This window comes from Pseudoalteromonas sp. OANN1 (assembly GCF_024124685.1).
In the GTDB taxonomy this organism is placed as follows: domain Bacteria; phylum Pseudomonadota; class Gammaproteobacteria; order Enterobacterales; family Alteromonadaceae; genus Pseudoalteromonas; species Pseudoalteromonas piscicida.
The window spans coordinates 1-14,747 of record NZ_JAMXSE010000001.1 but is presented as its reverse complement, the minus strand read 5'-3'; the positions used below and the strand labels follow the sequence as shown (position 1 = coordinate 14,747).

The 14,747-nt window shown below is 42.6% G+C and carries 15 protein-coding genes and 4 tRNA genes; 16 read left to right on the top strand and 3 right to left on the bottom strand.

What is annotated here, in order from left to right:
- The first annotated feature begins 5 nt into the window (after positions 1-5).
- Both NH462_RS00095 and NH462_RS00090 read left to right on the top strand, forming a co-directional pair.
- Positions 6-212 (top strand): hypothetical protein, encoded by a 207-nt coding sequence (locus NH462_RS00095; protein WP_253049998.1) that lies wholly within the window; start codon positions 6-8, stop codon positions 210-212.
- Positions 213-259: 47 nt separating this feature from the next.
- Complete coding sequence (locus NH462_RS00090) at positions 260-1,411, top strand: aromatic ring-hydroxylating dioxygenase subunit alpha (RefSeq protein WP_253049994.1); 1,152 nt, start codon at positions 260-262, stop codon at positions 1,409-1,411.
- A 419-nt stretch (positions 1,412-1,830) separates the two neighbouring features.
- Here NH462_RS00090 and NH462_RS00085 read toward each other — a convergent pair whose 3' ends face one another.
- The 3 genes from NH462_RS00085 to NH462_RS00075 all read right to left on the bottom strand — a co-directional run bounded on the left by NH462_RS00085 (position 1,831) and on the right by NH462_RS00075 (position 3,863).
- On the bottom strand, positions 1,831-2,358 hold the full coding sequence (locus tag NH462_RS00085; RefSeq protein ID WP_253049990.1) for a YgjP-like metallopeptidase domain-containing protein: 528 nt from the start codon (positions 2,356-2,358) through the stop codon (positions 1,831-1,833).
- Between the two features lie 255 nt (positions 2,359-2,613).
- Positions 2,614-3,015, bottom strand: coding sequence for a YgjP-like metallopeptidase domain-containing protein (locus NH462_RS00080; protein WP_253049987.1), 402 nt, complete (start codon positions 3,013-3,015; stop codon positions 2,614-2,616).
- On the bottom strand, positions 3,015-3,863 hold the full coding sequence (locus NH462_RS00075; RefSeq protein WP_290442318.1) for a DUF72 domain-containing protein: 849 nt from the start codon (positions 3,861-3,863) through the stop codon (positions 3,015-3,017). Before NH462_RS00075 ends, NH462_RS00080 begins: the two co-directional genes overlap by 1 nt.
- 194 nt (positions 3,864-4,057) lie before the next feature.
- On the opposite strand from NH462_RS00075, the gene aspS reads away from it, so the two are divergent.
- The 14 genes from aspS to NH462_RS00005 all read left to right on the top strand — a co-directional run bounded on the left by aspS (position 4,058) and on the right by NH462_RS00005 (position 14,628).
- A complete protein-coding gene (gene aspS / locus NH462_RS00070; RefSeq protein WP_253049984.1) occupies positions 4,058-5,842 on the top strand; it encodes an aspartate--tRNA ligase in 1,785 nt (594 codons plus the stop codon).
- Positions 5,843-5,965: 123 nt separating this feature from the next.
- Complete coding sequence (ruvC, locus tag NH462_RS00065) at positions 5,966-6,487, top strand: crossover junction endodeoxyribonuclease RuvC (RefSeq protein WP_010605128.1); 522 nt, start codon at positions 5,966-5,968, stop codon at positions 6,485-6,487.
- Between the two features lie 2 nt (positions 6,488-6,489).
- Positions 6,490-7,107 (top strand): Holliday junction branch migration protein RuvA, encoded by a 618-nt coding sequence (gene ruvA / locus NH462_RS00060; protein WP_253049981.1) that lies wholly within the window; start codon positions 6,490-6,492, stop codon positions 7,105-7,107.
- 2 nt (positions 7,108-7,109) lie between these two features.
- Positions 7,110-8,114 carry a Holliday junction branch migration DNA helicase RuvB gene (ruvB, locus tag NH462_RS00055; RefSeq protein WP_010377587.1) on the top strand — a complete coding sequence of 335 codons (1,005 nt, stop codon included), beginning with the start codon at positions 7,110-7,112 and terminating at the stop codon, positions 8,112-8,114.
- Between the two features lie 1,201 nt (positions 8,115-9,315).
- Positions 9,316-10,020, top strand: a complete 705-nt coding sequence (gene tolQ, locus NH462_RS00050; RefSeq protein ID WP_253049978.1) for a protein TolQ — start codon at positions 9,316-9,318, stop codon at positions 10,018-10,020.
- A complete protein-coding gene (tolR, locus tag NH462_RS00045; RefSeq protein ID WP_010377593.1) occupies positions 10,007-10,435 on the top strand; it encodes a protein TolR in 429 nt (142 codons plus the stop codon). The genes tolQ and tolR overlap by 14 nt, the downstream gene beginning before the upstream one ends.
- Positions 10,435-11,376 carry a cell envelope integrity protein TolA gene (gene tolA / locus NH462_RS00040; protein WP_010377595.1) on the top strand — a complete coding sequence of 314 codons (942 nt, stop codon included), beginning with the start codon at positions 10,435-10,437 and terminating at the stop codon, positions 11,374-11,376. The genes tolR and tolA overlap by 1 nt, the downstream gene beginning before the upstream one ends.
- Before the next feature lie 9 nt (positions 11,377-11,385).
- Positions 11,386-12,744 (top strand): Tol-Pal system beta propeller repeat protein TolB, encoded by a 1,359-nt coding sequence (tolB, locus tag NH462_RS00035; RefSeq protein WP_010377596.1) that lies wholly within the window; start codon positions 11,386-11,388, stop codon positions 12,742-12,744.
- Positions 12,745-12,784: 40 nt separating this feature from the next.
- Positions 12,785-13,318: a peptidoglycan-associated lipoprotein Pal gene (gene pal, locus NH462_RS00030; protein ID WP_017215988.1), complete on the top strand. Its 534-nt coding sequence runs from the start codon at positions 12,785-12,787 to the stop codon at positions 13,316-13,318.
- 12 nt (positions 13,319-13,330) lie between these two features.
- Positions 13,331-14,086, top strand: a complete 756-nt coding sequence (ybgF, locus tag NH462_RS00025; RefSeq protein ID WP_253049975.1) for a tol-pal system protein YbgF — start codon at positions 13,331-13,333, stop codon at positions 14,084-14,086.
- Between the two features lie 149 nt (positions 14,087-14,235).
- A tRNA-Lys gene (locus tag NH462_RS00020) sits at positions 14,236-14,311 on the top strand.
- A gap of 30 nt (positions 14,312-14,341) precedes the next feature.
- A tRNA-Lys gene (locus NH462_RS00015) sits at positions 14,342-14,417 on the top strand.
- A gap of 30 nt (positions 14,418-14,447) precedes the next feature.
- Positions 14,448-14,523: transfer RNA gene (locus NH462_RS00010), tRNA-Lys, on the top strand.
- Positions 14,524-14,552: 29 nt separating this feature from the next.
- A tRNA-Lys gene (locus tag NH462_RS00005) sits at positions 14,553-14,628 on the top strand.
- The last annotated feature ends 119 nt before the right edge of the window (positions 14,629-14,747 follow it).

Below are 14,747 nucleotides of genomic sequence, written 5' to 3'. Positions count from 1 at the left end.
GGAGAATGAATGTGTTGATGAGTTTACCTTATAGTTATTGGTTAGGCATTGTTCTTGTGCTCTGGTTATTAGTCGATTTAGTAAGAGGGGTTGCCTATATTTGGCACCCTTATAGTCGAGCAGATCAGCCTGGTATGTATTGGTTGACCATGTTGGTCTGGGGGTTGGTGGCGGCTTCATGTTTTATCTATCCTCACTGGCCATTTTATTAACCTTTAATCTTCAAGACTGATGACCGTAAGCAAATAGGAGCAAGATATTGAATCAAAATTTATTTTCTGCACAAGACTATACCGATGAGCAAATATTCGCTTTAGAGCAGCAAGAAATATTGTCGAACACCTGGTATTTTTGCGGCTTGGCTGAAGATTTAAGCCAGCCCAACGAGTACTTAACCGTGCAGGCGGGTAACAACAATATTTTGGTTTATCGCAATGAACAAGGTGAATTAAGAGCGCTGCATAATATTTGCCGTCACAGAGGAATGCAGTTAGTTGAAGGTAAGGGCAAGTTAACGCGCATCATTTCTTGTCCTTATCATGATTGGACCTATAGCCAAACAGGAGAGTTAAAATCGATGCCAAAGCAAAAGCAAGATTTTGAAGGTGTAGATAAGAAATGTTTATCGTTAAAACCGGCTCAAGTAGGAGTTTGGCGAGGTATGATTTGGGTGCACCCAGATATCAATGCGGTGTCACTATCTGAATTTTTTTCGCCGATGGACAAGCACCTCGCACCTTACGAAGTGGAGCGTTTGGTTGAGGCTAAGGAATATGTCATTGAAAAAACTATCAATGCAAACTGGAAGCTGGTAGTAGAAAATTATATAGATCATTACCATCTTGCACAGCTTCATGCAGGTACGTTAGCCATGTATGACCATCAACGCGCTGAGTTTGGTTTTGCCGGGGAGCATTTTTACTTTTGGGAACCTTTAACCAAAGATTACCGCGCTGATATTGCCAAAAATTCACCATATCCGATGTTACTGGATAAAGACGATGTGCGACTTGGTGCTTGGGTACCTATGTTATTTCCATGTACAGGTTTGGCTGAAACGGAATCAAGTTGGTCAGTATTTCAGATTATTCCGTTAGCGGTTAACAAAACTAAAGTGGTGATTCGCAGTAAAGTGAAAGATTGCTCAATTATGGAATACCTTAAACAGGCAAGCGTTTCTTACAGTTACTGGCAACGAAAGGTGAAGGGCAAATATCAAAGTCTTGATGAAACACACGCTTTAGGTAGCGGTGATTTTATGAAAGAAGACATCTATGTTTGCGAGCAGCTACAAAAGTCGCTTGCTAGTCCTTATTTTGAGTTTGGCCCGTCGGCAAGTCATGGCGAATTGCCGATTCGGGAGTTTCAGAAAAGAGTTTTGTCGCGATTGTCAGCTGAAGGTAAATCTTAGATATCTTAAGGTTTGCTTCTGGCACAAAGCACGCATTCATCCCAACTCACAATTGTCCAAAAATGAGTTAGATTGACCGTCTATTGAGAGCTTATAGTTCCTTGCAGGTGAAGTCTAAACTAGTTCTTCTAAGCTGTAAGCTTAAATATGGGCTACTACAATTCAGCAATAGCTATTGAGTACTCCGCTATTTAATATACTTCTCGGTGGGTCAAGTTTGGTAGCACATTCTTCATGGAGGAAGAGAATTTTAAAGTGAGCCATTACGTTTATAAATCTAGCTAAATTGGGCGTAAATTCGGCTCAGGTAATAAGCGTTATGCGGTTATAGCCCTAAGTTTGCGGCAACCAAACTTATCTAAGCCTTGGCAGTCACACTCATTCAAATAAACATCAAATTTTTATTTTTATTTTTATTTTTATTTGTAAATTTGACCTTTTAATTCTAGTTGAGTTAGGTATACACGCATTTCAAACTCTAGCTGGTGATAGTTAGGGAGCATGTGCTGGCACAATTGATAAAATGCCTTATCGTGTTGCTTTATTCTGATGTGGGCTAACTCATGAACAACAATCATTTCTAAAAACACTTCAGGTGCTGTTTTGAAAATATCACTAATTCGTATTTCATTTTTACTCTTTAACTTATTTCCCTGAACTCTTGAAATAAATGTATGCGAGCCCAGAGCGTTATTTACAGCATGGATTTTTTTATCGTAAATAACTTTACTTAATGGAGAGGACTTCCGTAAGTGAGTGTTCTTTAAACTTAGGACGTATTCACGAAGCAATTTATCGTTTTTAATATCATGCACTTTGGGATGCTTCTTAAGTAAAAATTGACCTAGTGTATCTTGTTCAATCATCGTTCTGACTTGATTTTGCACTTCAAGTGAGTATGACGATAGATACTTTAACGGAGCTAATTTTACTTTTGAAGATGGCATTCTTTGTGTTTTTTAGCTTAGGAAGATGAATAAAGAAAATTGTACCTTACTTATTTTTATTCTGATAGTGACAACAGCTAATCGGTGAGCTCTCGATAGCGTTATCTCATCGTTGAGCGTAAGGTCAAAAATTTAATCTTTATTCCAGACACAAATGAAAGTTCATGATTTTATTTCTAATGAGCTAAAAAGTTAGTGATGTTGACCCTCAATCGTTATACATATGTTGACAACATTTAGCCGATAAGCCGATTGTTAGGAATAGTTATGGTCTTTCTCTTTAAAGTGCGCTAACTCGTGTACAACCAATGCTCGTAGTACCGCCTCGGGAGCGTGTTTTAACTGTGCTGCGATGTGTATTTGGTGCGACGTTTTTTGTTTTTGCCCGTGTCGTGTGGTTTTGAACGTATGGGTTCCTAACGCATTCAATACCATATTGTTGCGCTTCTCAAACTTGGCCTGCGATACCCGTGGGGTATTTTTTAAGTACTGCTGTCTTAATCCTTCCACATATTCGTAAAGTAGCTTATCGCTTTTGATTTGATGCGCTTCAGGATAGCGGCTTTTGAAAAAAGCACTGAGTCGCTTGCTCTCTATTAGCTGAGTGACTTGAGTCTGGACTTGCTCTGAGTAGTTTAAAAAATAGGGATGGGACATTAAAACAGCGCCTCTTGCTTTGCTTCTTTTTCAGCGGGGAATGGATTGCTTACTTGATGATGTATCTCTAAATCAGCGATAAATTGTCTTGCTAAAAATGGTGCATCAAAATTGTCTGCGGTATGGAAAAACACATAAGGTGATTTACCTTCGCTGAGCCATTGATTAAGTTTAGTTAACCAAGGTTGATAAAAGTCTCTATTAGACTCAAGCTGAGAGCAACCAACAAATCGCAGAATAGGGCTGTCTCCAGTGGCAATAGCATGCACAGGTAATCGCGGCTTTTTTTGCTGTGCATCTACTATCGCAGGGGTACTGGCAGGCTCGCTAAAGAGTGCGCGAGTATCCATCACGATGCGGTTGTAGTTATTTTCGATTAAATATTGGTTGTATCTGCGCTCAGCATCGCCTTTGCGATAAAAGTCCCAATGCCGTACTTCAACACCAACAGTTAGCGCTTTGGGCAACCAAGATAGAAATTGTCGCATTTTATTTTTATGTTCAGGCGCAAACTGTGCAGGTAATTGCAGCATTAACACGCCTAATTTAGGAAACAGCGGCGCCATGTTTTTACACCAAGTCAATAATTCATCTTGGCAGTGGCTAAGTGCCATTTCATGACTAAAACGCTTAGGAATTTTAAACGTAAAGCGAAAGTCATCGGGCACTTGTTCTAGCCATTTTAATACGGTCTGCGGATTTGGATCGGCATAAAAAGTCGTATTGCCTTCAACGCTATTAAAAATTTGGCCATACTCTTTGAGCATATTTGTGGCACTACAATGGCTGGAAAATACTCGACCTTTCCAGTGTGCGCTACTCCATTGTGGGCAACCCAGATACAACATAGTGATCAAAACAACGATTAAATGTGTGAATAGTGTATCAGATCCTTAGATTGAGGATGACAATGCAGCGTATTTTTATATAATTGGCGGTTATTGAAAATGAGTCTTAGCGACTGGCTTACCAATACGGTGAATTCATATTGTGTGGTGAGAAGTGATTAGTCGTAAGAGCAAACTGGACTGACAGGAATTTTATGCGCTCTATATACTGCGGAAAACTAAATAAGAGCCATGTAGATCAGGAAGTTGAACTATGTGGTTGGATCAATAAACGTCGTGACCTTGGCGGCCTAATCTTTGTCGATTTAAGAGATAGAGAAGGGCTTGTGCAAGTGGTATTCGATCCTGAAGTGGAAGGCTTAATGGATAAAGCGAATACGTTGCGCCAAGAATTCTGTGTTCAGATCAAAGGTGTTGTCCGTGCGCGTCCTGAAAGCCAAGTAAACAAAGACATGGCAACCGGTGAAGTTGAGATCTTAGGCACTGGCTTAACCATTATCAACCGTTCAGAACCATTACCGCTTGACTTCAATCAGCAAAACTCTGAAGAGCGTCGTCTTAAATACCGTTATTTAGACCTACGTCGTCTAGAAATGAGCGATCGCATTAAGATGCGTGCTAAAGCGAGTAGCTTTGTGCGTCGTTTCTTGGATGAAAATGCATTCTTAGACATTGAAACGCCAGTACTAACTAAAGCAACACCTGAAGGTGCACGCGACTATCTAGTACCAAGTCGTGTTCACAAAGGCAGTTTCTATGCGCTACCGCAGTCGCCGCAGCTATTTAAGCAGCTGCTAATGATGTCTGGTTTTGACCGTTACTATCAAATCGTAAAGTGTTTCCGTGATGAAGACTTACGTGCCGATCGCCAGCCTGAGTTCACTCAGATAGATATCGAAACGTCATTTATGAGCTCAGATCAAGTTCGTGGCGTGACAGAAAAAATGATCCGTGAAATGTGGCAGTCTTTCCTAGACGTTGATTTGGGTGAGTTCCCTGTGATGCCATACAGCGAAGCGATGAGCAAATATGGTTCGGATAAACCAGACCTACGTAACCCGCTTGAGCTTATCGACGTTGCAGACATCGTAAAAGATGTTGAATTTAAAGTACTAAGCGGCCCTGCTAACGACGAAAAAGGTCGTGTTGCAGTACTATCAGTACCTGGTGGCGCACAACTTTCACGTAAGCAAATCGATGAATACACTAAGTTTGTAGGTATTTACGGTGCGAAAGGCCTCGCCTGGATGAAAGTGAACGACCGTGATGCGGGTATCGAAGGCGTACAGTCGCCAATCGCTAAGTTCTTGAATGAAGAAGTGATCAATGCACTACTTGAGCGCACAGGCGCAAACACAGGTGACATTATTCTATTCGGCGCAGACAAGCGTAATACTGTAAACGAAGCGATGGGCGCGCTACGTCTGAAGATTGGTCTTGATTTAGAAATCACTGATCTAACTAAATGGGCACCACTTTGGGTTGTTGACTTCCCGATGTTCGAAGAAGACGACGAAGGTAACCTACACGCGGTACACCACCCGTTTACTGCGCCTAAGGGCGTATGTGCTGCGGACCTTGAAGCAAATCCAGCAGGTACACTTTCTGATGCATACGATATGGTACTTAACGGCTACGAAGTCGGTGGCGGTTCGGTTCGTATTCACAACAACGAAATGCAACAGGCGGCGTTCAGAATTCTAGGTATTGAAGAGTCTGAGCAGCAAGAGAAGTTTGGTTTCTTACTCGATGCTCTGAAGTATGGTACGCCTCCGCACGCAGGTTTGGCATTCGGTCTTGACCGTTTGGTGATGCTACTGTGTGGCACCGACAACATCCGTGACGTTATTGCGTTCCCGAAAACAACGCAAGCGTCGTGCTTGATGACTGATGCGCCAAGCCCAGCAAACCCAGATGCGCTAAAAGAGCTTGCTATCTCGATAGAAAAGCAGTTAGCAGAGCAAGGTGAAGGCGAGTAAGTTCGCCAACCTGATGTAAAAGAGGCGACTTTGGTCGCCTTTTTTGATCAGATGAACTAGCTTATAACTGGTAATCTATACAGTATTTTGGCATTATAACCAAAAAACCAAGAGACGATGCATTTGGCTGTCATTTTAGGAATTGATCCGGGGTCAAGATTTACAGGCTATGGTGTGATTGCCCACCAAGGTGCAAAGTTCCAATATTTGGGGAGCGGTTGCATTAAAGTTGGTGAGCATGACTTTCCCACTCGATTAAAAATGATCTATCAAGGGATCACGCAGCTCATAGAGCAGTTTTCGCCGAGCGACTTTGCGATTGAGCAAGTGTTCGTTGCGCATAATCCAAGTTCAGCCTTAAAACTTGGTCAGGCGCGAGGTGCGGCCATTGTTGCAGCGACCATGCAGTCAGTGGTTGTGAGTGAATATTCGGCAAGGCAAGTTAAACAAGCCGTTGCGGGTACCGGTGGTGCAGACAAAGCCCAAGTACAGGAAATGGTAAAGCGCATATTAAAATTGCCTGGCACACCCCAAGCAGATGCAGCAGATGCGTTGGCGGTGGCGATTTGTCACGCGCACTCAAGGCAAAACTTAATAAAAATGGCAGGTGCAGCGCGTAAAACCGTAAGAGGAAGGTTGAGATAACCATGATAGGAAAATTAAGCGGAACACTGTTAGAAAAGCAGCCACCAGAGATATTAATTGATGTTGCAGGTGTAGGCTATGAAGTGCAAATGCCTATGACTTGTTTTTATGAATTACCGAGCGTGGGCGAGTCGGTTTCAGTATTTACTCACTTTGTGGTACGTGAAGATGCGCAGCTACTGTTTGGTTTCAATACCAAGATCGCACGTGCATTGTTTAGAACGTTAATTAAAGCGAACGGAGTCGGTCCAAAGCTCGGACTTGCAATATTATCGGGCATGTCTGCGGAGCAATTTGTTAGCTGCGTGAATCATGGCGACGCAACGACTTTGGTTAAGATCCCAGGAGTTGGTAAGAAGACCGCTGAGCGCCTAGTGCTTGAAATGAAAGATAAGCTAAAAGACTTTGGCAATGACTTACTCACACCGTTTAGCGATGCCGCTGTACTTGCGCCGCAAGAGCATCCGACGGTAAGTGATACCCCAGCAGATGAAGCGATTGCAGCCTTAATGGCATTAGGGTATAAACAAGTTCAAGCACAAAAAGCGGTAAAAGCCGTAAACAGAGAAGGCATGACGACCGAGAGTATCATTAAAGACGCTCTTAAATCGATGATGTAACTATGATTGAAGCAGATAGATTAATTGAACCTGAGATCCAAGGTAATGAAGATTTAGTTGATAGGGCGATTAGACCTAAATTACTAAATGATTATACCGGTCAGCCACATGTCAAAAAGCAAATGGAAATTTTTATAGCAGCGGCACGTTCAAGACAGGAAGCCTTAGATCACTTGCTGATATTTGGTCCGCCGGGTTTAGGTAAAACCACGCTTGCGAACATTGTCGCAAACGAGCTTGAGGTTAATATAAAAACCACCTCGGGACCTGTGCTTGAAAAAGCGGGAGACTTGGCCGCATTGCTCACTAACCTTGAAGAAGGGGATGTGCTATTTATCGATGAGATCCATCGTTTAAGCCCTCAGGTGGAAGAAATTCTCTATCCCGCTATGGAAGACTACCAATTGGACATCATGATTGGTGAAGGCCCAGCAGCACGCTCGATTAAACTGGATTTACCGCCTTTTACTTTAGTTGGTGCAACGACACGTGCCGGCTCGTTAACCTCACCATTGAGAGACCGCTTTGGTATTGTGCAGCGCTTGGAGTTTTATTCGGTTGCAGATTTGTCTTCGATTGTGACTCGCTCAGCGTATCATTTAAATCTAGAGATCAGCGAGTCGGGCGCAACTGAAGTGGCGCGTCGAGCGCGCGGTACACCACGAATTGCAAATCGTTTACTACGCAGGGTAAGAGACTTTGCTGAAGTGAAGGGCGATGGCTCTATCACTGAAGAGATTGCGCACTTAGCGTTGGATATGGTCGATGTTGATAAATGTGGCTTTGATTATATGGACCGCAAATATCTGCTGGCAATCATAGAAAAGTTTACCGGTGGCCCGGTTGGTTTGGATAACCTTGCTGCGGCAATTGGAGAAGAAAAAGAAACCATCGAAGATGTGATAGAACCATTTTTGATCCAACAAGGCTTTATTCAACGCACGCCAAGAGGACGTATAGTCTCTGATAAAGCTTATATGCATTTTGAGCTAAGCAAGCCAGAATAATTCAAGGAGGGTAACGAACACCTTTATTCTTCATAGCCGAGTATTCACTTGGCTATTTCATTTCTACACTCGCTTATCGCAAATCACGTGTGCATAAATCCATTATTTTGTATCCGCTCAATTCAAGCAAGATTCATTACTGCTGAAGTAATTTACCTGAGCTTCGGATAATTAATGCCTTTCTAGCAGCCAGTTTCAGCGCTAACTGCGTTGAATTTACTTCCAATAGCCTGCTATTGGTGCGTAAATTCGCCTAGTTTCCCCTAAAACTTTCTGGCTAGACAAGGAGGTAAATTAAGTTTCCCCTTAACAACAAGGAGTGAGAAGCTTTCTTATCCAAACCTCAGGTAAATTTATCTCGACCTGTGTGGGCTATACGTTGCTTAAACTATTTGTAGATTGTCTCGTCCTTTAAACCAAGTGCTAAATAAAAACCGCAAAATGACCGAGTGCTAAAGAAAACGTGGATCGTAATAAGGAGCTTGCACCAAATTTCAGGCAAAAAAAAGCCCGCAAATAATGCGGGCAAAACAACAAGTTGAAGGAAGTAATCCAGGGAACAAGATGAGTTACCTTGGGTTTTATCCACAAAATGCGTCATCTTAGCAATACGAAAAATCAGAATCCTATTGCAAGTAACTGTGCTTTGCTGAAACTTCAGCTGCTCGCTCAGTACAAGGTGTATATTAAAGAGGTTTTGGTTTTTCATCAAACTAGAAAAATTCTTTTTTCAGATAAAAAAAACTAATGCAAGAATTTTTTTGAGGTTAAAAAGTGAGCTTAAACGTGGCGATGTATTTATGTAAGTTTATGTAAAATATGGTTTTGTATGTTAAATGCGCAAAATGTAAATATTAGATAATCTGTTGTTAATTGGTAAGACCAATCTGTTTTTTGAGGTTTTATTCTCTATTTGTGCATAAAACTCCTATTTTATGCAGTTTTGGGTCATATTTAGAGGCTGTGATGGAGATTGTCGAATTTGCTTAAGTTTGGGTAAAGCAAAAGGAGTTACACTGTTTTGCTCTATTTATCGTCAAATACAATGAATTCGCAGTATTGAGATTGTAAGGTATTTGTAGTGTGGTTAAACTAGCTGAACCTTTTGGTAGTAAATCTAGTCTATCTCTAGATATTGCTCGGTAGAGCGAAAGAATATAAATGGCTACCATTGCCGAAACACTTTTGGGAGTATAATAACGTGGAATCGGGACTAAATTTTGTCGATCTAATTTTAAAAGCCAGTTTTTTGGTACAACTTGTTATGTTGACCCTGGTGGGATTGTCTGTTGCTTCTTGGGCAATTATCTTTCAACGTAAAACAGTCATTTCTCAAGCCCAAAGCCAATCAAAGAATTTCGAGCAAAAATTTTGGTCCGGTATGGATCTTAGCAAACTCTATAATGAAATAGCTGCAAGGACTGGTAGTGCGTCAGGACTAGAAGCGCTATTTGTATCCGGCTTTAAAGAGTTTGCAAAGCATAAAAAAGGCAATATCCAATCTCCTTCAATTGTTGTTGAAGGTACTCACCGTTCAATGCGTGTCGCGCTTTCTCGTGAAATTGAAAAGTTAGAATCAAGCCTTTCTTTTTTAGCAACAGTTGGCTCTATCAGTCCTTATATCGGTCTATTTGGTACCGTTTGGGGGATCATGAATGCTTTCATCGCGCTTGGCGAAGTGAAACAAGCAACACTGCAAATGGTTGCACCAGGTATTGCTGAGGCTTTGATTGCAACAGCCATGGGTCTGTTTGCGGCAATTCCAGCGGTTATGGCGTATAACCGATTTGCCAAAAATGTAGAAAAGCTAGAAACTCAGTACATTAACTTTATGGAAGAGTTCGCTAATATTCTTTATCGTCAGGCTGCAACACAAGTAGAGGCAAAACAAAATGTATCAGCGTAAGAGACGTCGTCCCGTCGCGGAGATCAACGTCGTTCCTTATATTGATGTTATGTTGGTGCTGTTAATCATCTTTATGGCAACGGCTCCACTTATCCAGCACGGCGTAAAAGTAGACTTACCTCAGATGGAAGAGTCTGAATTGGTTGAAACCAAAGACTCGCCACCGATTATTGCCACCATTGACGCTGAAGGTCGCTATTTTGTGACTGTTGGTACGGATCCTGAAGCACCAATGGATGCAGTAGAAGTAGCTGCGGTAATTAAACTTAAGTTAGAACAAAATCCAGATACCCCTGTAATGATTAAAGGTTCAGGCAGAGTGTCGTATCAAGAAGTACTTTATTTAATGGATTTCTTGAAAAAAGCGGGTGTTCCTTCTGTTGGCCTAATGACTAAATCATTTGAGGATGAGTAATGAGTTCATTATCTAGCAGCGTAGTTAAGTCAGTATTGCTTCATGGCGCAATTGGCGGTCTGCTATTTGCTACGGCAAATTTTCAAGTTGATACACCTACTGTGATGGAAGTCACCTTAAATCCACAGCAAAAAGATCAAAAGCCTGAAAGGGCCGTTTCTGCGGTGTCGGTTGATCAGCAAGCGGTTGAGAAAAAGATTGCGGATTTAAAAAAGCGTGAAGAAGAAAAGCAAGCTGCTGAAGATCGCCGTATTCGCGATCTTGAACAGCGTGCGCAGCAAGCTAGAAAAGACCGTGAAGCCGAAGCGCGGCGCATTAAAAAGCTGGAGCAAGAGCGTCAAGCTAAGTTGGAAGAGACTCGCCAAGCTGAGGCGCAAGCCAAACGCGCTCGTGAAATAGAGAAAAAGCAACGAGAGCAGGCTGATAAAGCGAGAGCTGAGAAAGCTGCTGCGGAAGAAGCGGCTAAAAAAGCTGCGGCCCAGCGCCAAGCTGAGGAAGATCGCTTAAGAAAGGCAGAAGAGGCGAGGAAACGCCGCGAAGCTGAGGAAAAACGAAAAGCGGAAGAAGCGGAGCGTCAACGCCAAAAGGCACTTGAAGAACAAATGCTTCGTGACCAGCTTGCTAAGGAGCAGGCAGCAAGAGCGAAGATCCGTCAACAGCAAGTATTGAGCGAAGTGGATAAGTTTAAAGCACTTATCATGCAACGCATTCAAGCAAACTTACTTATCGATGAAACAATGAAAGGTAAACAATGCCGAGTAAACATTCGTCTAGCCTTTAACGGCCTTGTGACGCATGTAGAGTCATTGGGCGGCGATAAACTAGTTTGTGAAGCTGCTATCCGTGCTGTGAAAATGGCAGATACTTTACCTGTTTCTAAAGATAAAGACGTGTTTGAGCAGCTTAAGAATATCAATTTAACAATTAAACCAAATTTTTAAAGGACGAACATGCTAAAGAAGTTCACAACCTTATTGCTGGTTTTTACTCTGGGTGTATCACAGTTTGCGCAAGCCGCACTTGAAATTGTGATAACAGAAGGGGTAGACAGTGCCAGACCTATCGCAATTGTACCATTTAAATATAATGGCACTGGTGAAATGCCGTCGAGTTTAAGTGACGTTATTTCTGCAGACTTGATGCGCAGTGGTAAATTTAAGCCTGTTGCCGAGGCTGACATGCCTCAATTGCCAACAACTGACTCGGAAATCGACTACGCTGCATGGGTTGATGCCGGGGTTGAAGCGGTAGTTGTAGGCACCGTGACCCAGCAATCTGCTGGGCGTTACTTGGTAAAGTATGAACTGATTGACGTGATCAGAGCACAGCTTACCGGTGGTGAAACTCGCATTATGTCAAATGGTCGCTTAATGCAAAGCGATGACCATGTGCTTGAAGGACGGCAAAGTATTGTCAGCGGTACTGGCTTTAGAAACTATGCGCACCAAATTAGTGATGTAGTATATGAAGCCTTAACAGGTGAAAGAGGCGCATTTAGAACTAAGATTGCCTACGTTATCGTACGTGACGGCCAAGATAAACCATACCAATTGGTTGTTGCCGATTATGACGGTTACAACGAGCAGGTGTTATTGCGCTCCAAAGAGCCGTTAATGTCTCCTGCATGGTCGCCGGATGCAAACAAGCTTGCGTACGTGACTTTTGAAAATCGCCAATCGCAAATCTACATTCAAGATATTTACACCGGAAAACGCGAACTGATCACGAGTCACCCAGGTATTAATGGCGCGCCACAGTTTTCTCCTGATGGAACTAAATTACTTGCAGTACTCTCTAAGGATGCAGGTGGAGCGACAGAAGTATACCTAATTGACCTGAAAACTCGTCAAGAAACACGCTTAACTCGTCATCGTAGTATAGATACTGAGCCTTCTTGGCATCCAAACGGTCAAGAAATTGTGTATACATCTGAAAGGGGTGGTAATGCTCAGATTTATAAGTTAAATTTAAAAACTGGTAGGTCTAAGCGAGTTACGTTCGACGGCGACATGAACTTAGCAGGTTCGATCACGCCAGATGGTAAACGTCTGATTATGGTTAACCGTACGCTGGGCCGTTACCATATTGCGAAAAAAGAATTAGATTCCGGGCTGTTTCAAGTGCTAACTCGTACGAGACTAGATGAGTCTCCGAGTATTGCACCAAACGGTTCGATGATAATATACAGCACCTTGCACAATAATAAGCAGGTATTGGCATTGGTGTCTATGGATGGTCGTTTCAAGGCAAGGTTACCTGTCTTGGACGGTCAAGTTAAGGCACCAGCCTGGTCGCCGTTTTTACAGTAATTTTGCTGGTTAGATTTATAAAGATATAGGAATATACTCGATGCAACTTAACAAAACTCTAAAAGCCTTAATGGTCGCGTTGCCAGTGATGACACTTGCAGCATGTAGCTCATCTTCAAGTGTTGATGAGGGCGCGGCTAGCGAAAGCAACCAAGCGGCAACCACACAGGACAACACTGTTGACGTAAACACTATGTCTCGCGAGAAATCTGCTGAAGAAAAACTACGTGAGAAATATGAAGCCCTACGTCAAGAACAGATCGTTTACTTCGATTTCGATAAATCTACTATCCAGAGCAAATATGCTGAACTACTTCAAGCGCACGCTGATTTCCTAGTGAAAAACCCAAGCGTGAAAGTACTTGTTGAAGGTCACGCTGATGAGCGTGGTACGCCAGAGTACAACATCGCACTAGGTGAAAGCCGTGGTAAATCAGTTGCTAAATACCTTCAAAGCCTTGGTGTTTCTGACAGCCAAATCTCTGTAGTGAGCTATGGTGAAGAAAAACCAATGATTAAGTCACGTACAGAAGAAGCGTTCGCTAAGAACCGTCGCGCGGTATTAGTGTACTAAGAAAGAGTTATTATGAAGCCGAATACTATTTTGGCAGCATTCTTACTCATGAGCGGGAGCGCCCAAGTTTGGGCTGCTCCCGCTCCTGTTTCAGAAGCTGCAAATTCAAATCAAACACTAGAAGAACGTGTCTCTCAACTTGAGAGTATGATGAGAACCCGCAATTTGCTGCAGGCTGAGTTACAGCAACAGCTTAATCTTTTGCAAGAAGAAGTAAGCCAAGTGCGCGGTGTGACAGAAGAGCAGAGTTATAAGCTTGAAAAAGTGCTACAACGTCAACGTGAGTTGTATCAAGAGATTGAAAATCGCGTCAGTCAAGCTTATGACCAGTCACAATCCACCGCAGCCGCGGTAACGCCTGATGTTACGCCAGAGCAAGCATTCAGCAGTAATCTGTCTGAGAATGAAGCGTACGACCGTACAGTAAACATGATAATGAAGGATAAGCGCTACGATGCAGCAATCCCTGAGTTTCAAAGTTTCTTGCAGCAGTATCCAAATTCGGTGTATGTGCCGAATGCGCATTACTGGTTGGGTCAGCTATTCTTAATAAAGTCTGACGATGGTAAAGCTAAGTCTTATTTTGCAACCGTTGTTGATAATTTCCCTGAATCGAATAAACGTCCAGAAGCGATGTTAAAGCTGGGTACTATTTTACATAAACAGGGACAAGCAGCAGAAGCGAAGACGCTCCTTAATAAATTGATTAAAGAGTATCCAAGTACGACTCCTGCAAAATTGGCAACAGAGCGTTTAGCGAAGATGTAATTATCACTTTTTGAGCGGAGTGCCTTAAAATTAGGCGCTTAGTCATAAAAAGTGAAAAAAACTAGCTATTTCAGTTGCACTCAAAATTTAAATAAGTATTATAAGCGCCCGCAGCAGGCGATTGGTAACAAAAAACTGCTGCGTTAAGTGGGTCATTAGCTCAGTTGGTAGAGCAGTGGACTTTTAATCCATTGGTCGATGGTTCGAGTCCATCATGACCCACCACTTTACAAGCTTCAGAATTCATATTTGAGCGGGTCATTAGCTCAGTTGGTAGAGCAGTGGACTTTTAATCCATTGGTCGATGGTTCGAGTCCATCATGACCCACCACTTTATAAGCTTGCGAATTCGATTTTGAGCGGGTCATTAGCTCAGTTGGTAGAGCAGTGGACTTTTAATCCATTGGTCGATGGTTCGAGTCCATCATGACCCACCACTTACAAGCATACGAATTCGATTTTGAGCGGGTCATTAGCTCAGTTGGTAGAGCAGTGGACTTTTAATCCATTGGTCGATGGTTCGAGTCCATCATGACCCACCACTTATAAGCTAGTGAATTCGATTTTGAGCTGGTCATTAGCTCAGTTGGTAGAGCAGTGGACTTTTAATCCATTGGTCGATGGTTCGAGTCCATCATGACCCACCACTTATAAGCTTGTT

Bases quoted from the DNA above. Each gene is read 5' to 3' on its own strand.
- ybgF (WP_253049975.1), top strand. From the start codon at position 13,331: ATGAAGCCGAATACTATTTTGGCAGCATTCTTACTCATGAGCGGGAGC.
- ruvA (WP_253049981.1), top strand. From the start codon at position 6,490: ATGATAGGAAAATTAAGCGGAACACTGTTAGAAAAGCAGCCACCAGAG.
- tolB (WP_010377596.1), top strand. From the start codon at position 11,386: ATGCTAAAGAAGTTCACAACCTTATTGCTGGTTTTTACTCTGGGTGTA.
- NH462_RS00075 (WP_290442318.1), bottom strand. From the start codon at position 3,863: ATGTTGTATCTGGGTTGCCCACAATGGAGTAGCGCACACTGGAAAGGT.
- tolR (WP_010377593.1), top strand. From the start codon at position 10,007: ATGTATCAGCGTAAGAGACGTCGTCCCGTCGCGGAGATCAACGTCGTT.
- NH462_RS00095 (WP_253049998.1), top strand. From the start codon at position 6: ATGAATGTGTTGATGAGTTTACCTTATAGTTATTGGTTAGGCATTGTT.
- pal (WP_017215988.1), top strand. From the start codon at position 12,785: ATGCAACTTAACAAAACTCTAAAAGCCTTAATGGTCGCGTTGCCAGTG.
- NH462_RS00080 (WP_253049987.1), bottom strand. From the start codon at position 3,015: ATGTCCCATCCCTATTTTTTAAACTACTCAGAGCAAGTCCAGACTCAA.
- aspS (WP_253049984.1), top strand. From the start codon at position 4,058: ATGCGCTCTATATACTGCGGAAAACTAAATAAGAGCCATGTAGATCAG.
- NH462_RS00085 (WP_253049990.1), bottom strand. From the start codon at position 2,358: ATGCCATCTTCAAAAGTAAAATTAGCTCCGTTAAAGTATCTATCGTCA.
- ruvB (WP_010377587.1), top strand. From the start codon at position 7,110: ATGATTGAAGCAGATAGATTAATTGAACCTGAGATCCAAGGTAATGAA.
- tolA (WP_010377595.1), top strand. From the start codon at position 10,435: ATGAGTTCATTATCTAGCAGCGTAGTTAAGTCAGTATTGCTTCATGGC.